Source organism: Nonomuraea ceibae (genome assembly GCF_019396325.1).
GTDB classification, from domain to species: domain Bacteria; phylum Actinomycetota; class Actinomycetes; order Streptosporangiales; family Streptosporangiaceae; genus Nonomuraea; species Nonomuraea ceibae.
Map to the genome: position 1 here is coordinate 1 of NZ_JAHKRO010000145.1, position 21,004 is coordinate 21,004.

Consider the following 21,004-nt stretch of genomic DNA (forward strand, 5'->3'; position numbering starts at 1 on the left):
CCCGGGGCCCACCGCCGACGGCGACGGCCTGCTCACCGGCGTCCGCGTCGGCGGCCGGCACGTGGCCGCCGACCTGCTCGCCGTCGCGGGCGGCTGGAACCCGGCCGTGCACCTGTTCAGCCAGTCGCGGGGCACGATCGTGTTCGACGAGGCGCTCCGGGCGTTCGTGCCGGGCCGCTCCGCGCAGGCCGAGCGCTCCGCCGGGGCCTGCCGCGGCCTGTACGGCACGGACGAGGCGGTCGAGGACGGCCACGCCGCCGGGCTCGACGCCGCCCGCGCCGCCCAGGGGCGCCCCGCCCGCCACGCCGCCCGGCCCGTCCCCGCCGGTGACGCGCCCGCCGCGTACTGGGGGGAGCTCGCCCCCGACCCGACCGCGTTCGTCGACCTCCACCGCGACGTCACCGTGGCCGACCTCGCCCGGGCGACCGGCGCCGGGCTGCGCTCCGCCGAGCACGTCAAGCGCTACACCACCGCCGGCACCGGCGCCGACCAGGGCAAGACCTCCGGCGCGCTCGTCGCGGGCGTCCTGGCCGCGCTCCTCGGCGCCGCGCCCGGCCAGGTCGGCCCGACCACGTACCGCGCCCCGTACGTGCCGGTGGCCTTCGCCACGCTCGCCGGCCGCGCCCGGGGCGAGCTGTCGGACCCCGTCAGGACCACGGCCATGCATGACGCGCACGTCGCCCGCGGCGCCGTGTTCGAGGACGTCGGCCAGTGGAAGCGGCCCCGCTACTTCCCGATCGGCGGCGAGGGCATGCGCGAGGCCGTGCTGCGCGAGTGCCGCGCCGCCCGCACCTCCGTCGCCGCGATGGACGCCTCCACCCTCGGCAAGATCGACATCCGGGGCCGCGACGCCGCCGTCCTCCTCGACCGGATCTACACGAACCTGTACTCCACGCTTCCCGTCGGCGCCTGCCGCTACGGCCTCATGTGCACCGCCGACGGGATGGTCCTGGACGACGGCACCACCACCCGCCTCGCCGGCGACCACTACCTGATGACGACCACGACCGGCAACGCCGCCACCGTCCTCGACTGGCTGGACGAATGGCACCAGACCGAATGGCCGCACCTCGACGTCCGCCTCACCTCCGTCACCGACCACTGGGCCACCGTCGTCGTCGCCGGGCCGCACGCCCGCCGCGTCCTGGCCGCCGTCGCCCCCGGCGCGGTGGACCTGCCCTTCATGCGGTACGCCGCCACGCCGGTGCTGGGCGTCGCCGGGCGCGTCTTCCGCATCAGCTTCTCCGGCGAGCTCGCCTACGAGGTCAACGTGCCCTGGGCCTACGGGCGGGCGCTCTGGGAGACGGTCCTGGACCTCGGCGCCGTGCCGTACGGGACCGAGACCATGCACGTGCTGCGCGCGGAGAAGGGCTTCCCCATCGTCGGCCAGGAGACCGACGGCACCGTCACGCCGCACGACCTCGGCATGTCGTGGATCGTCTCCCGGAGCAAGCCCGACTTCGTCGGCAAGCGCTCCCACAGCCGGCCCGACACCGCCAGGACCGACCGCAAGCGCCTCGTCGGCCTCCTGCCGGACGACCCGGCGACCCTCCTGGAGGAAGGCGCCCAGCTCGTCACCCCGAACGCGGCCCCGGTGCCGATGGCAGGGCATGTGACCAGCAGTTACGAGAGCGCCGTGCTGGGGCGGACGTTCGCGCTGGCCCTGGCGCGCGGGGTGGGCCCCGGGGACCGGCTGGTGGCCGTGGCGGGGGAGACGGCCGTCGGGGTGCGCGTGGTGGAGCCGGTCTTCTACGACCCGGAGAACGCCAGGCGGGAGGGCGACCCGGCGCCCGCGCGGCCGTGGGCGACGGCGGGGCCGGCGCGGGCGGAGAGCCCGGCGGCGGCGTTCGCGGAGCGGTTCGCGGCGGCGGGCGGCGAACGGGTGCGGCTGCGGGAGCTGCCGCCCGTCCCCAGGTGGGAGGTTCGCGGCGCCGACCCCGGGAGGGGGCTGCGGCTGGGCCCGGCGTGGTGGCTGGTCGAGGGGGAGGGCGAGGACGGCTGGGTGGACGTGTCGGGCCAGCGCACGGTGCTGGAGCTCGGCGGCCCCGGCGCGCTCGACGTGCTCATCACCGGATGCGCCCTCGACCTGCACCCGAGCGTGTTCACCGGCCCTGCCCAGACGCTGCTCGCCGGGGTGCCGGTGATCCTGGAAAAGGGGATGGACGCGTACAAGATCCACGTACGTTCCTCGTACACGCGATACCTCGCCGAATGGCTTCTTGACGCCATCAGGAGATAAGTGCGGCGTTACGGGTAATTGATATACCTAGGCTTTTACATCAGGAGTCTGGGGGCAAACGTGCGGGGACGAGCGAGAATGGCCGCGGCGGCGCTGGCTGTCGCGATGACGGTGACAGGCTGCGGGGAGCTGGAGGCGGGCCTCACCCCCGATTCCGGCAAGGCCGCCAAGGGGGACGCGGCCGACGCCGGCGAGGCGCGCAAGAAGCTGGACGACCTGGCGGTCAAGGGCCGGGCGCCGAAGACGGGGTTCGACCGTGACGAGTTCGGCCCGGCGTGGGCCGACGTCGACCACAACGGCTGCGACACGCGCAACGACATCCTCAAGCGCGATCTGCGCGAGGAGACGTTCAAGAAGGGCACCCACGACTGCGTCGTGCTCACGGGCATCCTCGACGATCCCTACAGCGGCAAGCGGATCGAGTTCAGGCGCGGCCAGGACACCAGCTCCGAGGTGCAGATCGACCACCTGATCCCGCTGTCGGACGCCTGGCAGAAGGGCGCCCAGAAGTGGTCGGAGACCAAGCGCAAGGAGTTCGCCAACGACCCGCTGAACCTGCTCGCGGTCGACGGCCCGCTCAACGGACAGAAGAGCGACTCCGACGCGGCGACCTGGCTGCCGCCGCGCAAGTCGTACCGGTGCGCGTACATCGCCCGGCAGATCGAGGTGAAGGCCAAGTACGAGCTGTGGGTCACGGCGGCGGAGAAGGACGCGATGAAGGGCGTCCTGTCCTCCTGCTGACCCCGGGCCGGGAGGGGACCAATCGGGGCGGATTGGCTCTGGGGCCGGGCCGCCCGAGGGGTCACGATGGCCGGCATGGAGCTGATCGTGCACGACCCGGCTGAGGGCGTCTACGCCGCCACCGACGACTACGCGCACGCGATCGAGGTGCGTGATCCGTCCCGGTTCCTGTTCGTCGCGGGGACGATGGGCCTGGACCGCGACGGCGTCGCCGGGGCCACGCTCGACGAGCAGCTGGAGCTCGTCTGGGCGAATCTGCGGGCGATCCTCGCGGCGGCGGGGATGGGGGTGGACAACATCGTGCGGTTGACGAGCTACCTGCGTGACCCCGGCTACGCCGAGGCGAACGCCAGGGCCAGGACGGCCGCCCTGGGCGGACGCCGGGTGCCCACCACGGCGGTGGTGGCGCAGACGCTGGCCGGCGACTGGCTGGTGGAGATCGAGGTGGTGGCGGCGGGCTGAGCGCCGGAGGCTCAGTCGTCGTCCCGGTCGCCGTCGTCGTCGACGGGCTCGGTCTCCTCGTGGAGGAGCTTGCCGGTGGCCGCGTCGATGTCGAGCTCGTGCGCGACGTCGCCCTTGACGACCTTGACCTCCCACACGTCGGGGCGGGTGCCGCGCCGGTCGAAGTCGACCTCGCACACCCAGGAGCCGGGCACCTGCTTCTGGGCGAGCTGGATCGCCTGCTCGGCGCTCACCTTGGGGGCGGGCCGGTTGACGGCGGCGAAGGCGGCGGACCCGCCGGCGACGAGGGCCATGGTGACCCCGCTGGCAACGATGATCTTCTTGGTGATGTGCATACCCAAGACGAAACCGCGAACGACGGTAAACGCGCGCTAAGGACGAGTTAACACCATCTCCACGATGGCGCCGCCGTGGGAGGAGACGGTCAGGCGCCCGCCGCAGGACTCGGCGGTGCGGCGGGCGATGTCCAGGCCGAGCCCGGTCGAGCCGGCGCCGCTGGTGCCCCGCGCGAGCAGGGCGGGGTCGAAGCCGGGGCCGTCGTCGCTCACGGTCAGCACGGCCCCGGAGGGGTGGGGCGCGAGCCGTACGGTGAACGACACGCCCTCGGGGGTGTGCGCGAAGACGTTGCCGAGCAGGGCGTCGACGGCGGCGGCCAGGGCCTCGCCGCCGACGGCGACCGGCAGCTCGCCCTCGGGCAGCGCGACCGTGACCGCGCGGCCCTGGTCCTCGGCCAGCACGGACCAGAACCGCACCCGCTCGTCAACCACGGCGGTGGCGTCGCAGCTCTCGCGCCCGGCGGAGCGGCGGCGGGCGTCGGTGATGACAGCGCTGACGGCCCGCTCCAGCGCGTCGACGCGGGCGCCGATGCGGGCGGCCTCCTCCGGGTCGCGCAGCGACTCGGCGTCCAGCCGCAGCCCTGTCAGCGGCGTGCGCAGCCGGTGCGACAGGTCGGCGACCGACTCCCGTTCGGCGGCGAGCAGGTCGCCGATCCGCCCGGCCAGATGGTTGAGCGCGAGCGCGACCGAGCGCACCTCGGGCGGCCCGCCGGGCTCGGCCCGCGCCTCCAGGTCGCCGCCCGCGAGCCGGTGCGACACGCGCGCCAGCCCGTCGACCGGCCGGGTGACGGCCAGCGCCAGCCGGTCGGCCAGCGCGATGCCCAGCACGACCAGCGCGAGCCCGAGCCCGAGCAGCGCCAGCCACGCCTCGCGCACGCCGCGCCACAGCTCGTCCTCGCTCACGTACACCCGGATCACCACCGTGCCGTCCGGTGACTGCACGGCGACCAGCACCTCCCGGCCGCCGTCGTCGCACTCGGCGGTGACGCTGCGGCCCGTCGCCGCCAGCCGGACGGCGGCGGAGCGCTCGGCCTTCTCCCCGAGCCGCCCGCCGTCCGGCAGGAACACCGTGACCGGCCGCGCCACCTGCTCCAGCGCCAGCGACAGCTCCGGCGTGCCGACCGCTACGGCGACCGACTCGGCGGCCGTGGTGGCGCGGCTCGTGGCGCCGTTCTCGGCGACGGCGCGGATCAGCAGCGCCATCGGCACCAGCAGCGCGACCAGCACCAGCGACGTGGTGGCCGCCACCAGCAGCGCCAGCCAGCGCCTCACGACGGGCCGACCAGCTTCACGCCGACGCCGCGCACCGTGTGCAGGTAGCGCGGCTCGGAGGCGGTCTCGCCGAGCTTCCTGCGCAGCCACGACAGGTGAACGTCCACGGTCTTGTCGGCGCCGCCGTACGGGAGCTGCCACACCTCGGTCAGCAGCTCACGCTTGGTGACCACTTCGCCGGCCCGCGCCGCCAGGTAGTGCAGCACGTCGAACTCGCGCGGCGTCAGGTCCAGCGTGGCCCCGTCGAGCCGGGCCTCCCGCGCCCGGGGGTCCACCCGCAGCCCGCCCACCCGCAGCGGCTCCTCCGGCGTCGCGTCGGCGGCCCGCCGCAGCACGGCCCTGATCCGCGCGTCGAGCTGCGCGGCGCTGTACGGCTTGACCACGTAGTCGTCGGCCCCCGCGTCCAGCACCGGCACCATCTCGGCGTCGCCGTCGCGGGCGGTCGCCACGATCACCGGCACCCTGCTCACCGCGCGCAGCATGCGCAGCAGCTCGGCCCCGTCCAGGTCGGGCAGCCCCAGGTCGAGCACGATCAGGTCGGGGCGGTCCTGGACGGCCAGCCGCAGCCCGTCGAGCGCCGTGGGGGAGGAGGACACGGCGTGGCCGAGATCCCGCAGGCCCCGGCTCAGCGCGGTGCGGATCGTCACGTCGTCCTCGATGAGCAGGATGTCAGCCATATACGGAAACGGTAGACGGTCGGCGGTGTTGTGACGTCGCCTGTTATCGCGGTCTTAACCTGGGCTTAGCCGTACAGGGGGGAAGGTGGCGGGGTGAAGAGACTCGTCCTGGCCTGGGCGGCCACCGCGGTGGCCGCGACGGGCGCGGCCGTGGCGGTGCTCGGCCTGGTCGGCGGCGCGCTGACGGGCTCGTCCGGCGAGGTCATGACGCAGGACGAGGCCCGCGCCGCGCTCGCCACCGCGTCGGCCCGGCAGCCGGCGCCCGCGACCACGACACCCGGCCCGTCCGCCCAGCCCACTTCGCAGGGCGGCGAGTTCGTCCGCAGCCCCGGCGGCACCGTGATCGCCTCGTGCGACGGCGACCGGGCGACCCTGCGGTCCTGGAGCCCGGCGCAGGGCTACTCGGTCGACGGCGTGGAGCCGGGCCCCGCCCTCGAGGTCCAGGTGGAGTTCGAGGCCGACGAGGGCGAGGACGTCGAGCTGACCATCGGCTGCCGCGGCGGCCGGCCGGTCACGCTGACCGGCTAGCTCTCACGCCTCGGCGCTGAGCGCCGACTTCGTCAGCTCCGCCTGCCGCCTGATCTGCCCCATGACGATGGGATTGAGACCCTTGGCGGCGAACGTCGCGACCATCGCGTCCATCACCGCGTGCGCCTTGCGCAGCTCGCCCTGCCGCGCCTCGGCCCGGGCCAGCCGCCGCATCACCAGGTTGAGCGTGATGTTGTCGATGCCGCCCATCCTGGCCACCTCGGCGAGCTGCTCGACGCCCTGCTTGGCGTCCGGCGGCCGCACCCGCAGCCGGTTGCCGGGCGTCAGCGCCTTGAAGCCGCGCTCGGCGTTCAGCCCCTTGACCAGCCGGGCGTACACCGACAGCGGATGCCCGCCGTAGCGGTCGATGACCTCCTCCAGCGCCAGGTTGCCGGAGCGCAGCGCCGGGGAGTCGGAGCCGAGCAGCGAGAACAGCTGGCCCTGCTCCTCGCCCAGCATCAGCTCGGCCACCCGGTGGTCGTCGTCGCCGACAGGCCGGCGCACCCGGACCAGGCACGGGGGCGAGACGACGCGGGAGCCGTCGGCGGCCACGTACTGGGCCCTGACGTGATACTCGCCGGGCTGCTGGAAGTAGTGCCCGTCGCGGCCGTGCCCGATGTACGCGCTGCGGTACATGGCCGGGTTGCCCGCGTCGAGCCGGATCCGCGGCGAGCTGTCGACGCAGTGGCGCATCATCGGCCGGTACAGCACGGTCCTGCCGCCCGGCTGGGTGATCGTCACCTGGGTGAACTCGGTGTCGGGATGCAGGTGGCCGTGCGTGGTGCGCGGCTCGCCGGTGCACGACAGCCGCAGCTCGACCACGACCGGCTCGCCGAACCCGAACGACTCCTTGGCCCGCAGCTCCAGCGCCAGCCCCGACAGGTCCTCGACCGGCTGCTCGAACGGAGCCGGCTCGGCCGCGCCGCTGCCGAACGCGCCGCCGCCCATGACCACGTCCCGGTAGAAGCCGTGGCGCAGGTGCACCAGCTCGGAGTCGGTGAACTGGAACGGGAACGCCGCCCAGTAACCGGCCTCGCCGCCCGGCTGGTAGTTCTGCACGTAGTTCATCCACGACAGGTCGCCGAAGCCGCCCGACGGGCCGAGCGGCTGGGGCGGCGTGGCCAGGTTCTTCTGCCAGGAGTGCAGCAGGTTGAAGGCGTGCCCGAGCTCGTGCACGTACGTCCTGAGCATGGCCCGCTGCGCCTGCGGCGAGTCGCCCTTGATCGCGTCGTGGAAGACGGCGGCGCCCTGCCGCTGGTGGGCGTCGCCGTAGTCGAACATGATGCCCCGGTAGCCGCCGACGTGCTTGCTGGCCACCAGCAGCCACACCCGCCAGGCGGCCGCGTCGCCGAACCTGCTGAACTGCTGCGTCATCGCGTGGTGCAGCTCGGCGTCGTCCCACGCCAGGTCGGCGCCCGCGCCGTCGACCGGGATGACGCCCGGCTCGGCCACGGTCAGCTCGATGCCCGCCTCCGCCCACGCGGTGGCGACGCTCAGCTCGCGCGCGGGCGACCCGGCGGGCCCCGGCAGCGAGCCGGTGTCGTAGCTGACGAACGGCACGGCCCCGGCGACGGAGTCCTGCTCCAGCAGGACCTTGCGGAAGTGGCGCGAGACGAACGTGATCGGGTAGGTGCGCCCCGCCACCCGCGCGGTGCCCGATTCGCCGGAGATCGTGACACGCACGTCCTGATCGCCGGTCTCGTACGTGAACGCCCCGCGCCCCTCGACGGCCCCCGCCGTCACGGCCGGCGCGTGCACCACGAACGAGCCCGTGTAGCCCGTCGTGGCGCCGGAGACGGTGAACAGGTCACCGCTGACGCGCCCGGTCGGCCTGCTCCCGTCGACGTCCACGCGCAGCTCCAGCCGCGAGTCGCCGTCCTGCCCCTGGTAAAGCCCGCTGATCATCGCGGCCCCCTGCAGTCGGTGTGGTTACACCGGGGACACTTCTCCGGCGGGCCGGGCCTGTCAACGGCTTCCGCGAACCTGCAATGCGGCCAGCAGCTCCTCCGAGGCGCGGGTGATCGTCTCGACGGCCCGGTCGAACGCCTCGGCGTTGTGGGCGGCGGGGGCGCGGAAGCCCGAGATCTTCCTGACGTACTGCAGCGCGGCGGCCCGCACGTCCTCCTCGGTCACGTCCTCGGTGTAGGGCGGGCGCAGGGTCTTGATGCTTCGGCACATGCTTTCAACGGTAATGGCCGATCCGCTGGCTTATCTCCCTCGCGCCGTCGGCCATGACCTCGCCCACCTCGGGCAGCCGCTGCGGCGTCAGCCGGTAGGAGGGCCCGGAGACGCTCACCGCCGCCACCACCGCGCCGTCGCCGCCCCGCACGGGCGCGGCCACCGCGTTCAGCCCCAGCTCCAGCTCCTCGACGGTGAAGGCCCAGCCGCGCCGCCTGATCTCGGCCAGCCCGAGCAGCCGCGCGTCGGTGATGGTCAGCGGCGTGAACCGGTCGAGCACCTCGGGCAGCGCCAGCGCGCCGAACGCCAGCAGCACCTTGCCGCTGGAGGTCGCGTGAGCGGGGGTGCGCTGGCCGACCCAGTTGTGCCCGCTGATCGCCGACGGCCCGCGCACCTGGCTGATGTTGACCGCGCACCCGTCACGCGGCACCGCGACGTTGACGGTCTCGCCGAGCTCCCCGGCCAGCCGCAGGCACACCTCGCGGCTCTCCTTGGCCAGGTCGAGCTGGGCGGTGGCGGCGCCGGCCAGCCGCACCACGCCGAACCCGAGCCGGTAGCGGCCCCGGTCGCCGCTCTGCTCGACGAGCCCGCCCTGCTCCAGAGCGGCCAGCAGCCGGAACGCGGTGGACTTGTGCACGTCGAGCTCGGCCGCCAGGTCGGTCACCCGGCTCGCACCGTCGCGGGCCAGGATCTCCAGGATCGCGATGGCCCGATCGACCGACTGCACCGAGCCGTTGCTCATGGCGCAACACCCTACCCCGCCGGCTACCGGGCGGCCGGGCTCAGCTCCGCCGCGAAGTCACGGGCGATGCCGCGCATGCCCTCGGCCAGCTCGCCCCGGTCCAGCGCGCCGATCCGCTCGGCCGGGCCCGACACCGACATCGCGGCCACCACCCGGTCCCCGTCGAGCACCGGCACGGCCAGGCAGTGCACGCCCAGCTCCTCCTCGCCCAGGTCCAGCGCGTAGCCCCGGGACCTGACCTGGCCCAGCTCGGCCAGCATCGACTGGATGTCGGTGATCGTGTTGGGGGTGCGCCTGGGCATGCCGGTCCGCTCGAACACGGTCACCGCGTCGCCGCCGGGCCGCCAGGCCAGCAGCACCTTGCCCACGGCCGTGCTGTGCGGCAGCACCCGCCTGCCGACCTCGGCGAACATCCGCAGCCTGCGCGGCGACGGCACCTGCGCCACGTAGACGATGAAGTCGCCCTCCAGCACCGCCAGGTTCGCCGTCTCGCCCGACAGCTCGACCAGCCGCGCCAGGTAGGGCTGCGCCCACACGGCCACCATGCTCTCGGCCACGCCGCCGAGCCGCACCAGCCCGCCGCCGAGCGCGTAGCGCCGGTCGGACTCCTGACGCACGTAGCCGCGCGCCAGCAGCGTCTGCAGCAGCCGGTGGATCGTTCCGTAGGGCAGCCCGGTCCTGGCCGCGATCTCCGACAGCCCGGCCTCGCCGCCGTGCTCGGCCAGCGCCTCCAGCACGTCGAGCGCCCGCTCGACCGACTGCACGCTCACAGGCCCACCCCGCGCAGCGACGCGTCGAGCACCTCGGCGGTGTGCGCCACCCTGATCGCGGCGCCTTCGCGCCGCATCGCCGCCGCGATCTGCATCGTGCACCCCGGGTTCGCCGACACCAGCAGCTCCGCGCCCGTCGACCCGACCGCCTTGGCCTTGCGGTCGCCGAGGTCGCGCGCCGCCTCCGGCTCGAAGATGTTGTACGTGCCCGCCGACCCGCAGCAGACGGCCGAGTCGGGCACCTCGCGCAGTTCCAGCCCCGGGATGCCGCGCAGCAGCTCGCGCGGCTGCGCCCGCACGCCCTGGGCGTGGGCCAGATGGCAGGCGTCGTGGTAGGCCACGGTGACCGGCAGCGGATGGCGCTCGGCCGCAGGCCCCAGTTCGGCCAGCCACTCCGACAGGTCCACGACCCGGAAGCCCGGCTCCTCGCCGAGCAGGTCGCCGTACTCCTTCATCGTCGACCCGCACCCGGCGGCGTTGACCACGACCGTCTCGACCCCCGCCTTACGGAACGCGCGGACGGTCCGGCGGGCCAGCCGCCTGGCCTGGTCGCGCCGCCCGGAGTGCACGCTGAGCGCCCCGCAGCAGCCCTGCCCGGCCGGGACGATCACGTCGCAGCCCTCCAGCGCCAGCACCCGCGCCGTGGCGGCGTTCACCTGCGGGAAGAACTCGCCCTGCACGCACCCGGTGAGCATGCCGACCACCGCCCGGCGCGGACCCCGGGCGCGCACCAGCCGGGGCAGCCGCTGCCGCCGCGCCACCTCGGGCGCGAGCCCGGCCATCGCCCCCAGGCCCGGGTGCGCCCGCGCCAGGAACGGCGCCAGCCGCCGCGCGATCCCCAGCCCCGGGCGCAGCAGCCGCAGCCTGCGCGGGTAGGGGAACAGCCCGAACACCAGCCCGCGCACCGCCCGGTCGCGCGGGTCGCGCACGTGCGTGCGCTCCACCTCGGCCCTGGTCTGCTCGATCAGCCGGTCGTAGCGCACCCCCGACGGGCACGCGGTCACGCACGCCATGCAGCCCAGGCAGGCGTCGAAGTGCCCGGCCATCTCCGGCGTGACCGGAGTCCCCTCGACGTGCTGCTTCATCAGGTGGATGCGGCCGCGCGGCGAGTCCATCTCCTCGCCCCACAGCACGTACGTCGGGCAGGTCGGCAGGCAGAACCCGCAGTGCACACAGTCGTTGATCAGCTTCGGGTCCACGTCAGAGCCCTCCTGCGAACCGCCCGGGAGACATCCTGCGCCCCGGGTCGAACTGTTCCTTCACCCGCCGCATCAGCGGCAGCGAGCTCACCTCGCCCCACCGGTCCACGCCCTCGTACGGCGTCGCCAGCACGGTCATCCGCGCGCCCAGCGCCGTCAGCCGCTCGCGCAGCCCGCGCAGCGCGGTGACCGTCTTGTCCTCGCCGGGGTCGTCCCACAGCTCCAGCCACATCCGGCCCGACACCGCCGACCCGCGCAGCGAGAACCCGCTGTAGTGCACCGCGTCCAGCACGCCGGTCAGCCTGGACGGCCGGAAACGCACCTCGGCCAGCACCTCGTCCCGCACGATCGCGCCCCACTGCGGCGGCGGCTCCGCGCGCACCGAGCGCAGCGCGTCGCCCATGAGCGCGGCCAGTGCCTCGGCCCGCTGCGCCGCGGCGGCCCCCTCGACCAGCACGCTCATCCAGATCGGCCCCTGCCCGTGCGGCCAGTCGAGCTCGACCGCGCTCGGCTCGGCCTGCGAGGCCGCCAGCGTCGCGGCCAGCTCCCGGACCCGGCACGGCCCGCGCTCGGCCATGCCGGGCGGGTCGGCGACGGCCACGATCCAGCGCCGGTCGGCGGGCAGCGGATGCAGCCGGAACGCCGCCTCCGCGATCACGCCGAGCGTGCCGTGCGAGCCGGTGAACAGCTTGCCCAGGTCGTAGCCGGCGACGTTCTTGACGACCTTGCCGCCGGACCTCGCCACCGTGCCGTCGGCCAGCACGACCGTGACGCCGATGAGCAGGTCGCGGGCCGTGCCGTAGCGGAACGCGCGCGGCCCGGCCACGGCCGTGGCCAGCGTGCCGCCCACGGTGGCGTCGGGGAACGGCGCGTCCAGGGCCAGCTCCTGCCCCTCGGCGGCGAGCGCCCCGGCCAGCGCCCCCATCGTCACCCCGGCCTGGGCGCGCACCACCAGGTCGCCGGCCGCGTGCTCGACCACCCGGTTCAGGCAGCACAGGTCGAGCAGCACGTCGAAGCGCTCAGGCGGCGGGCCCCAGTGCAGCTTGGTGCCGCCGCCCACGGGCACCACCGCCAGGTCGTCGCGGGCGCACGCGCGCAGCACCTCCGCCACCTCCTCGACGCTCTCCGGCAGCGCCACGCGGCGCGGCAGCATCCCCAGGACCGCGTCGTCCGGCCCGGGGTCCCTGACCGTCACGCCCGTCTCCAGCATCAGAACTGCTCCGCCTTCCCGGACTCCACCAGCGGATGCGCGCCCTTGCGCACGCCGGGCACCTCGCCGCAGAGCCGCGGCGTGGGGAACACCTTGCCCGGGTTGGACAGCCCGGCCGGGTCGAACGCGCAGCGGACGAGCTGCATCGTGTCGAGGTCGTCGGGCGAGAACATCCGCGGCATGTGCTTGGCCTTGTCGACGCCCACGCCGTGCTCGCCGGTGATCGAGCCGCCGTGCGCGATGCACAGGTCGAGGATCGCGCCCGACACGGTCTCGGCCCGCTCGCCCGCCCCCGGCTCGGCGTCGTCGAACAGCACCAGCGGATGCAGGTTGCCGTCGCCCGCGTGGAAGACGTTGGCCACCCTGATCCCGTGCTCGGCCGACAGCCTGTCGATCTCCGCCAGCACCCGGGGGAGCGCGGTGCGCGGCACCACGCCGTCCTGCACGATGTAGGCGGGGCTGATCCGGCCGACGGCCGCGAACGCCGACTTGCGGCCCTTCCAGATCGCCGCCCGCTCCTCTGCCCCGGCCGCCACCCGCAGCTCGAACGCGCCCGAGCAGATCTCCCGGAGCTGCGCGAACTGCCGCTCGACCTCCTGCGCGGGCCCGTCCAGCTCCACGATCAGCACCGCGCCGGCGCCGCGCGGGTAGTCGCAGGCCACCGCCGCCTCGGCCGCCTCGATGGCCAGCGCGTCCATCATCTCGATCGCCGCGGGCACGATCCCGGCGCCGATGATGGCCGACACGGCCTCGCCGCCCCGCTCGATGCTCTCGAACGCCGCCAGCACCGTGGTGACCGCCTCGGGGGCGCGGCTCAGCCGTACCGTGATCTTGGTGGCGATGCCGAGCGTGCCCTCCGAGCCGACGAACGCGCCCAGCAGGTCGTAGCCCGGGTCCATCCGGTCCAGCGTCACCAGGTCGCCGTCCGGGGTGACGATCTCGCACGCCTCCACGTGGTTGACGGTGAAGCCGTACTTCAGGCAGTGGGCGCCGCCCGAGTTCTCCGCCACGTTGCCGCCGATCGAGCAGATCTGCTGGCTGGACGGGTCGGGCGCGTAGTAGTAGCCCTGGTCGCGCACCGCCTCGGTGATCGCCAGGTTGGTCACCCCCGGCTCGACCACGGCCCGGCGGTCGGGCAGGTCGATCTCCAGGATGCGCCGCATCTTCGAGGTCACGATGAGCACCCCGTCCTCGCGGGGCAGCGCGCCGCCGGACAGGCCGGTGCCGGAGCCGCGCGCCACGAACGGCACGCCGGCCTCCCGGCACAGCCTGACCACCGCCGCCACCTGCTCGGCGGTCTCGGGCAGCACGACCACGCCGGGGGTCGCACGATGGTAGGTGAGGCCGTCACATTCGTAGGTACGCAGCCGGACCGGGTCGGTTATCACCGAATCGGCGGGCAATATGCCGGCCAGCGCCGCCGTCAGCTCATCCAGCATGGCCTCACCTGCTCTCTATATCAGGATATTTACGGCATGCGGGCGTATGCCGGAAGCGTCAGGAACTCGGCGAAGTCGTCGTCCAGCGCCACCTCCTTGAACAACGCCGTCGCCTGGCCGAACAGCTCCTCGTCGTAACCGGGCTCGGCGGCGGCCTTCGCCAGCTCCTCGCCGATGATGCGCTCCACCAGCTCCTTCGTCACGGTCTCGCCCGTGTCGGCCAGCGTGATGCCGTTGTGGATCCACTGCCAGATCTGCGAACGGGAGATCTCCGCCGTGGCCGCGTCCTCCATCAGGTTGTGGATCGCCACCGCGCCCAGCCCGCCCATCCACGCGGCCAGGTAGCGCAGCGCCACGTCCACGTTGTTGCGCAGCCCCGCCTCGGTGATGTCGCCCGGCGTCTCGGAGACCGCCAGCAGGTCGGCCGCCGACACCGACACGTCCTCGCGCACCCGGTCGATCTGGTTGGGCCGCGAGCCCAGCACGCCGTCGAACACCTCACGGCAGATCGGCACCAGGTCCGGGTGGGCCACCCACGAGCCGTCGAACCCGTCGCCCGACTCCCGCGTCTTGTCCGCGCGCACCTTCTCCAGCGCCGTCGCGTTGACCTCCGGGTCACGCCGCGACGGGATGAACGCCGCCATCCCCCCGATCGCGTGCGCGCCGCGCTTGTGGCAGGTGCGCACCAGCAGCTCGGTGTAGGCGCGCATGAACGGCGCCGTCATCGTCACCGCGTTGCGCTCGGGCAGCAGGAACTCCCGGCCCCGGGTGCGGAACTTCTTGATCACGCTGAACAGGTAGTCCCAGCGTCCCGCGTTGAGCCCGGCCGAGTGGTCGCGGAGCTCGTACAGGATCTCCTCCATCTCGAACGCGGCCGGGTACGTCTCGATGAGCACCGTGGCCCGGATCGTGCCCTGCGGGATGCCGAGCAGCTCCTGGGCGCGGACGAACACCTCGTTCCACAGCCGCGCCTCCAGGTGCGACTCCAGCTTGGCCAGGTAGAAGTACGGGCCGCGGCCCTTGTCGAGCTGCCGCTGGGCGCAGTGGAAGAAGTAGAGGCCGAAGTCGAACAGCGAGGCCGCCACCGGCCGCCCGTCGACCAGCGCGTGCTTCTCGTCCAGGTGCCAGCCGCGCGGCCGCACCACGACGGTGGCCAGCTCCTCGTCGGGTCTGAGCGCGTACGTCTTGCCGCCGGTCTCGAAGTCGATCGTGCGGTCGAGCGCGTCGCGCAGGTTGAGGTGGCCGCTGACGCAGTTGTCCCACAGGGGGGAGTTGGCGTCCTCGAAGTCGGCCAGCCACACCTTGGCGCCGGAGTTGAGCGCGTTGATGGTCATCTTGCGGTCGACCGGCCCGGTGATCTCGACCCGCCGGTCCTCCAGGCCGGGCGCCGGCGGCGCGACCCGCCACTCCGACTCCCTGACCTCCTTGGTCTCCGGGAGGAAGTCGAGGGTGCCGCCCGCCGACAGCTCCTCCTGCCTGGCCTGGCGCGCCGCGAGCAGCTCCAGGCGCCGGGGGCCGAACTCCCGCTGGAGCGCCGTCACGAAGCCGAGCGCCTCCGGCGTGAGGATCTGGTCGAACCGGTCGTGCATCGGGCCGGTGATCTCCATGGCTCCTCTTTTCCGTATGATGGAAACCAAGTTCTGGATGATGAAAGTGACGCTAGAGCATGAGGGTTCGGCAGGTCAAAGGCAGGGGTCGTCCCGGGGGGAACCCCGATGCCCGCGCCGCCCGTCCGCGACATGATCGGAGGCATGAAGACGATCGCGATCGCGGGCGGCGTGCTGGCCTCCGCGCTGCTGTTGACGGGATGCGGCCTCGGCGGGCTCGGCGGCCCCACCCACCAGGACACCGTGTCCTACGAGGTGACCGACAAGGTGGCCAAGCTGTACGTCAAGAGCGAGTCCGGCGACACGGTCATCACCGAGACCGGGGGCAGCGCCATCCGGGTCGTCGAGACGCTGCGCTGGCGCGACAACAAGCCGCAGGCCGAGCACGCCGTCGAGGGCGACACTTTGCGCGTGAGCTTCGACTGCAAGCCGAGCTGGGGGAGCTGCGGCGTCGACTACCGCATCGAGGTCCCCAGGGGGCTCAAGGTCGAGGCGGAGTCGGGCTCGGGCGACATCACGCTGCGCTCGCTGAGCGGCCCGCTCGTCCTTACCGCCGGCTCCGGCGACATCGACGCCTCCGGCCTGACCGGCAAGACCGTCACCGGCGAGGCCGGCTCGGGCGCGATCGAGCTCAAGTACGCCAGCGCCCCCGACAGCGCCGACCTGGAGTCCGGCTCCGGCAACGTGACCCTGCGGGTGCCCGCCGGCGCCTACGACGTGACCGCCGACGTGGGCTCCGGCGAGGCCACCGTCTCCGTCGACGACGACGACGCCTCCCCCCGCAAGCTCAACCTCACCTCCGGGTCCGGCGACGTGAGCGTGCTGCCGGGATAACCAGGTGATGACTTGAGTGAGGTCGTGTCACCATCGGGGAAGACACCGAGGTGCCCAGACGTTCCCTAATAGAGATGACACGAATGCACGATTACTCCGAGCTCGACGACTTCGCGACCGGCGACATGGACCTCGAGGAGCGGCAGGCCCTGCGCCGCGTGGCGGGCCTCTCCACCGAGCTCCAGGACGTCTCCGAAGTCGAATACCGCCAGCTGCGGCTCGAGCGGGTCGTCCTCGTCGGCGTCTGGACCTCCGGCACCGCCGCCGACGCCGAGAACTCACTCCAGGAGCTCAAGCTCCTGGCCGAGACCGCCGGTTCCCAGGTCCTCGAAGGCCTCATCCAGCGGCGCAAGTTCCCCGACCCCGCGACCTACATCGGCTCCGGCAAGGCGCTGGAGCTGCGCGACGTGGTCGAGTCGACCGGCGCCGACACCGTGATCTGCGACGGCGAGCTGAGCCCCGGCCAGCTCCGCCAGCTCGAGGAGACGGTCAAGGTGAAGGTCATCGACCGCACCGCGCTGATCCTCGACATCTTCGCCCAGCACGCCAGCAGCCGTGAGGGCAAGGCTCAGGTCGAGCTTGCCCAGTTGCAGTACCTGCTGCCGCGCCTGCGCGGCTGGGGCGGCAACCTGTCCCGGCAGGTCGGCGGCCGTGCCGCCGGCGGCGTCGGCATCGGCGGCCGCGGCCCCGGTGAGACGAAGATCGAGCTGGACCGCCGCCGCATCCGCGAGCGGATGGCCAAGCTGCGCCGCCAGATCAAGGGCATGTCGACCGCCCGCGACACCATGCGCCAGCACCGCCAGAGCCGCGAGGTGCCCGCCGTGGCCATCGCCGGCTACACCAACGCGGGCAAGTCCTCGCTGCTCAACCGGGTCACCGGGGCGGGCGTGCTGGTGGAGGACGCGCTGTTCGCCACCCTCGACCCGACCGTGCGCCGCTCGCGCACGCCCGAGGGCCGGGTGTTCACGATCGCCGACACCGTCGGGTTCGTGCGCCACCTGCCGACGCAGCTCGTCGAGGCGTTCCGGTCCACGCTGGAGGAGGTCGCCGACGCCGACCTGATCCTGCACGTGGTCGACGGTTCGCACCCCGACCCCGAGGGCCAGCTCGCCGCCGTGCGCGAGGTCTTCGCCACCATCGAGGGCGCGAGCGACGTGCCCGAGATCGTGGTGATCAACAAGGCCGACGCCGCCGACCAGGAGGTGCTCGACCGCATCAGCAGGCGCGAACGCGACAGCATCGTGGTCTCCGCCCGCACGGGCGCCGGCATCCCGGAGCTGATGAGCCTCATCGAGCGCCGGCTGCCGCACCTGGACCACGAGGTCACGCTGCTGATCCCGTACGAGCGCGGCGACCTGATCTCGCGCGTCCACAAGGAGGGCGAGGTGCTGTCGCTCGACCACGTCGAGGACGGCTCGATCCTGCACGCCCGCGTGCTGCCCAGCCTCTTCCAGGAGCTGGAGCGGGTCGGCAAGCCGGTCGAACGTGTCGCATAAAGGCACGGCAGGGCAGCTCTCGCTTTAAAAGGCGCAGAGCTGCCCAAAAGCGGCAGTGGTCCCGGGCGGCTGGTGTTGCTACGATGAGCCAAGCCTTACGAAATTGAGACAGAGCACGGGTTTCGACGATGGCTGCTGTGGTTCTGGACACGCGCGGGGGCCTGTGTGTGAGATCGGGGCTGAGTGGCGGCTGGGATGAGTGGGCTTTCTTCCGAATAACCCTGTACAGCGAGCCCACCTGTGAAATAACGTAACTGAACTGAAATCGCCGGATCATGCGTCCGGCGATACGGTCACCGCACAGCATTTGCGGATGAGAGCAGGAGACCCCCCATGTCGTCCGGACCCGGAGCGGACTCAGTGGGCGCGGCACAGGCCGTGCGCTGCGTGCTGCTCATGCACGGGGCGGTGATGCGGTGACCGTTCGCCTTCTGACCAACATCGGCCGCCTCTGGACCGGCAACGAGGTCCTCAGCAACGCGGCCATCCTCGTGCACAACGACCGCATCGCGTGGGTCGGGCGGGCGCCCGACCTGCCGCAGAGCGTGCCCGGAGTCGTCGACGACATCGTCGACGTCGACCACGTCGAGAACCTGGGCGGCGCCCTCGTCACGCCCGGCCTCATCGACGCCCACACGCACCCTGTCTACGCCGGCAACCGCTACGCCGAGCTGGCCATCCGCACCGGCGGCTCCAGCGCGGCCTCCATCACCGCGGCGGGCGGCGGCGTCGGCTCCACGGTCACCGTGACCCGCGGCACCGACCCGTGGACCCTGTGCAACGGCGTCCGCGAGCGGCTGCGCGGCTGGCTCCTCAACGGCACCACGACCGTCGAGGCCAAGACCGGCTACCATCTCACCCGCGACGGCGAGCTCGCCGACGTGCGGCTCCTGCGCGAGCTGGAGAAGGAGCCGATGATGCCGCGGGTGCACGTCACCTTCCTCGCGGCCCACGTCGTGCCCCCCGAATACTTCGGCCGCCAGCGCGAATACGTCGAGGCCGTGGGCGCCTGGTGCGCCGACGCGGCGGCGGCCGGAGCCGACAGCGTCGACGTCTACTGCGACGAGGGCCACTTCACCACCGAGGAGTCCCGCTGGGTGCTCGCCTCGGGGCGCAACGTCGGCCTGCTGCCGCGCATCCACGCCGGGCTGTTCAGCCGCCGCGGCGCCGTCCAGCTCGCCGCCGAGCTCGGCTGCGCCTCCGCCGACGGCCTGCACCACATGTCCGACGAGGACATCGCCATCATGTCGCGCTACGGCGTGCCCGCCGTCGTCTGCCCGGCCACCGCGCTCCAGCGCGGCAACCTGCCGCCGGTCCGCCAGATGATCAAGCACGGCGTGCAGATCGCGCTCGGCAGCGACCACAACCCCGGCCACTGCGGCATCACCTCGATGTCGCTGGTCATCGCGATGGCCGTGTCGGCGTTCGGGATGAGCGTCAACGACGCGCTGCGCGCCGCCACGCTCGGCGGCGCCACCGTGCTCGGCGCGCCCGACCGCGGCGTGCTGGCGCCCGGGCGGCTGGCCGACATCGTCCAGTGGGACGCCGACCACGAGGGCGCCTTCGCCTGGTCCTTCGGGCTCAAGCCGCGCCGGGTGTGGCGGGGTGGCACGCCGGTTCAGTAGTTACTCTCGGGCTATGCCGTCTGAAGTCGCCGTGGTGACCGATTCCACCGCATACCTGCCCGAGGTGCCCGGCGTCACGGTGGTTCCCGTACAGGTGGTCTTGGGGGAGATGGCCTGCGATGAGGGCGATTTTTCGGGAAATATCGCCATAGCAACCACTTCGCGGCCCGCGCCGTCCCGCTTCGCCGCCTGCTACGAGGCGCTCGCCGCAGGCGGCGCCTCCGCCGTCGTCTCGATCCACCTGTCGGCGGCCCTCTCCGGTACGGCCGAGTCCGCCCGCACGGCGGCCCGCGACGCCCCCGTCCCGGTCGAGGTCGTCGACAGCCGCTCTATCGGCATGGGCCTCGGCTACCCCGTCCTGGCGGCGGCCCGAGCGGCCGCCGCGGGCGGCGACGCGGAAGCGGTCGCCACGGCCGCCCGCGACTGCGCCGTGCGCACCCGCACGTTCTTCTACGTCGACAGCCTCGACCACATCCGCCGAGGCGGCCGCATCGGCGCCGCTGCGTCCCTGCTGGGCTCGGCCCTCCTGATCAAACCGCTGCTGCACCTGGTCGACGGCCGCATCTCCCTCCTGGAGAAGGTCCGCACCCCTTCCCGCGCCCTGGGCCGCCTGGAAGACATAGCCGTTCACGCGGCCCAGGCAATGGGAGCCGCCGAGAGCGCCGGCGCCCCCGGAGCCTTTGACCCTCCCGGCACGGGCAGCATTTCCGGCACCGGCACCCCCGGCATCTCCAGCTCCGGCACCTCGGGGCCCGACCCCTCCCGCACATGCGGCACCTTCGGCACTCCGGGCATCTACGGGACTTCGGGGCCCAGCACCTCCGGCACTTCCGCCATCCCCGGAACCCCCAGCACCTCCAGCACCTCCGGGGGTGCCGGAGTGCTTGGGGCGGCGGCCGGGGGTGAACTGGTCGAGATCGCCGTCCAGCACCTCGCGGCCCCTGACCGCGCCGAGGCCCTGGCCGACCGCCTCGCCAAACGGCTCCCCGGGCTGCCGCGCCCCCGCGTCGTGGAAGTGGGCGCGGTCATCGGCGTCCACGTCGGCCCCGGCATGCTGGGCGTCACCATCACCCCCGCCCACTGAACCCCGGGTTATCCACAGAACTCCATTCGGCCCCACCGCCCCACCCACCGCGTCCGTACATTCTCGCCGTGCGCACCCACGACCTCGCCGCCGAGCGGGCCATCGCGGAGACCCGGCTCCGGTCCATCACCACCCCGGCCCGGGCCCCACTGCTCACCGGCATCCCCACCTCCTTCCAAGCCTTCCGCGCCTCCACCCGCCCCGGCACCGCCCCTACTCCCCACACCCCGCCAGCCCCGCCCACACATTCCGACCCGTCCCCTCTGTCCGGCCCCTGCGCTCTGTCTGACGTGGGCCCCGTCGCTGGCGGGGCCTACATGTCTGGCGCGGCCCCCATCTCCGGCCCGTCCCCCGTGTCCGGCCTGACCGCCGCTTCCGGGGAGTCCCTGCTGTCCAAGCTGGCCACCGCTTCCGGCATGCCCCGCCCCTCCCTGGACCCGGGCCGCCCAGGAGTACGCGCCCTCCTCGCCCTGGCCGCCGTGGCCGTACTGGTCGCAGGCTTCTTCCTCTGGCGCTCCCGCCCCGCCCCGGAGCCCCTGCCCGCCCCCGCCCCGATCGCCTCCCCA

Annotated in this window: 20 protein-coding genes; 9 read left to right on the forward strand and 11 right to left on the reverse strand. The window is 73.2% G+C overall.

Annotated elements, in window-relative coordinates:
• The 3 genes from KME80_RS44455 to KME80_RS44465 form a co-directional block, all read left to right on the forward strand.
• Positions 1 to 2,239, forward strand: a 2,239-nt coding sequence (locus tag KME80_RS44455; protein WP_246646773.1) for a glycine cleavage T C-terminal barrel domain-containing protein, incomplete at its 5' end; no start/stop codon positions are given.
• Between the two features lie 105 nt (positions 2,240 to 2,344).
• On the forward strand, positions 2,345 to 2,980 hold the full coding sequence (locus KME80_RS44460) for an HNH endonuclease family protein (RefSeq protein WP_219517744.1): 636 nt from the start codon (positions 2,345 to 2,347) through the stop codon (positions 2,978 to 2,980).
• A 75-nt stretch (positions 2,981 to 3,055) separates the two neighbouring features.
• Positions 3,056 to 3,442, forward strand: coding sequence for a RidA family protein (locus tag KME80_RS44465; RefSeq protein ID WP_219517745.1), 387 nt, complete (start codon positions 3,056 to 3,058; stop codon positions 3,440 to 3,442).
• 11 nt (positions 3,443 to 3,453) lie between these two features.
• On the opposite strand, the gene KME80_RS44470 is transcribed toward KME80_RS44465, so the two are convergent.
• The 3 genes from KME80_RS44470 to KME80_RS44480 are packed head-to-tail and all read right to left on the reverse strand — an operon-like array spanning position 3,454 to position 5,726.
• Positions 3,454 to 3,777, reverse strand: a complete 324-nt coding sequence (locus KME80_RS44470) for a PepSY domain-containing protein (RefSeq protein WP_219517746.1) — start codon at positions 3,775 to 3,777, stop codon at positions 3,454 to 3,456.
• Between the two features lie 36 nt (positions 3,778 to 3,813).
• The gene (locus KME80_RS44475) at positions 3,814 to 5,049 is read right to left on the reverse strand and encodes a sensor histidine kinase (protein WP_219517747.1); all 1,236 of its coding nucleotides are present in this window, start codon (positions 5,047 to 5,049) and stop codon (positions 3,814 to 3,816) included.
• Positions 5,046 to 5,726: a response regulator transcription factor gene (locus KME80_RS44480; RefSeq protein ID WP_219517748.1), complete on the reverse strand. Its 681-nt coding sequence runs from the start codon at positions 5,724 to 5,726 to the stop codon at positions 5,046 to 5,048. Before KME80_RS44480 ends, KME80_RS44475 begins: the two co-directional genes overlap by 4 nt.
• A gap of 93 nt (positions 5,727 to 5,819) precedes the next feature.
• On the opposite strand from KME80_RS44480, the gene KME80_RS44485 reads away from it, so the two are divergent.
• Positions 5,820 to 6,254, forward strand: a complete 435-nt coding sequence (locus tag KME80_RS44485; RefSeq protein WP_219517749.1) for a hypothetical protein — start codon at positions 5,820 to 5,822, stop codon at positions 6,252 to 6,254.
• A gap of 3 nt (positions 6,255 to 6,257) precedes the next feature.
• Here KME80_RS44485 and KME80_RS44490 read toward each other — a convergent pair whose 3' ends face one another.
• Genes KME80_RS44490 through aceB form a run of 8 tightly spaced genes read right to left on the reverse strand, consistent with a single transcriptional unit; the run spans position 6,258 to position 15,399 of the window.
• Complete coding sequence (locus KME80_RS44490) at positions 6,258 to 8,159, reverse strand: hypothetical protein (protein WP_219517751.1); 1,902 nt, start codon at positions 8,157 to 8,159, stop codon at positions 6,258 to 6,260.
• 60 nt (positions 8,160 to 8,219) lie between these two features.
• Positions 8,220 to 8,432 carry a DUF2277 domain-containing protein gene (locus KME80_RS44495; RefSeq protein WP_219517752.1) on the reverse strand — a complete coding sequence of 71 codons (213 nt, stop codon included), beginning with the start codon at positions 8,430 to 8,432 and terminating at the stop codon, positions 8,220 to 8,222.
• Positions 8,433 to 8,436: 4 nt separating this feature from the next.
• Positions 8,437 to 9,174: an IclR family transcriptional regulator gene (locus KME80_RS44500; RefSeq protein ID WP_219517753.1), complete on the reverse strand. Its 738-nt coding sequence runs from the start codon at positions 9,172 to 9,174 to the stop codon at positions 8,437 to 8,439.
• 23 nt (positions 9,175 to 9,197) lie between these two features.
• Positions 9,198 to 9,944: an IclR family transcriptional regulator gene (locus KME80_RS53040; RefSeq protein WP_219517754.1), complete on the reverse strand. Its 747-nt coding sequence runs from the start codon at positions 9,942 to 9,944 to the stop codon at positions 9,198 to 9,200.
• Positions 9,941 to 11,143 (reverse strand): (Fe-S)-binding protein, encoded by a 1,203-nt coding sequence (locus KME80_RS44510; protein ID WP_219517755.1) that lies wholly within the window; start codon positions 11,141 to 11,143, stop codon positions 9,941 to 9,943. The genes KME80_RS53040 and KME80_RS44510 overlap by 4 nt, the downstream gene beginning before the upstream one ends.
• Before the next feature lies 1 nt (position 11,144).
• Positions 11,145 to 12,353 carry an FAD-binding oxidoreductase gene (locus KME80_RS44515; protein WP_219517756.1) on the reverse strand — a complete coding sequence of 403 codons (1,209 nt, stop codon included), beginning with the start codon at positions 12,351 to 12,353 and terminating at the stop codon, positions 11,145 to 11,147.
• Positions 12,353 to 13,792: an FAD-linked oxidase C-terminal domain-containing protein gene (locus KME80_RS44520; RefSeq protein ID WP_219517757.1), complete on the reverse strand. Its 1,440-nt coding sequence runs from the start codon at positions 13,790 to 13,792 to the stop codon at positions 12,353 to 12,355. Before KME80_RS44520 ends, KME80_RS44515 begins: the two co-directional genes overlap by 1 nt.
• 29 nt (positions 13,793 to 13,821) lie before the next feature.
• Positions 13,822 to 15,399, reverse strand: a complete 1,578-nt coding sequence (gene aceB, locus KME80_RS44525; protein ID WP_219517759.1) for a malate synthase A — start codon at positions 15,397 to 15,399, stop codon at positions 13,822 to 13,824.
• A 144-nt stretch (positions 15,400 to 15,543) separates the two neighbouring features.
• Here aceB and KME80_RS44530 point away from each other — a divergent pair, with 144 nt between their 5' ends.
• From KME80_RS44530 to KME80_RS44555, 5 genes are all read left to right on the forward strand, one after another.
• A complete protein-coding gene (locus KME80_RS44530) occupies positions 15,544 to 16,233 on the forward strand; it encodes a DUF4097 family beta strand repeat-containing protein (protein WP_219517761.1) in 690 nt (229 codons plus the stop codon).
• Positions 16,234 to 16,316: 83 nt separating this feature from the next.
• Positions 16,317 to 17,729, forward strand: coding sequence for a GTPase HflX (gene hflX / locus KME80_RS44535; protein WP_219517763.1), 1,413 nt, complete (start codon positions 16,317 to 16,319; stop codon positions 17,727 to 17,729).
• A 416-nt stretch (positions 17,730 to 18,145) separates the two neighbouring features.
• Complete coding sequence (hutI, locus tag KME80_RS44540; protein ID WP_219517764.1) at positions 18,146 to 19,354, forward strand: imidazolonepropionase; 1,209 nt, start codon at positions 18,146 to 18,148, stop codon at positions 19,352 to 19,354.
• Positions 19,355 to 19,367: 13 nt separating this feature from the next.
• Positions 19,368 to 20,438: a DegV family protein gene (locus KME80_RS51270; protein ID WP_246646774.1), complete on the forward strand. Its 1,071-nt coding sequence runs from the start codon at positions 19,368 to 19,370 to the stop codon at positions 20,436 to 20,438.
• 317 nt (positions 20,439 to 20,755) lie between these two features.
• Positions 20,756 to 21,004: hypothetical protein (locus tag KME80_RS44555; RefSeq protein ID WP_219517766.1), on the forward strand; the 249-nt coding region annotated here is incomplete at its 3' end.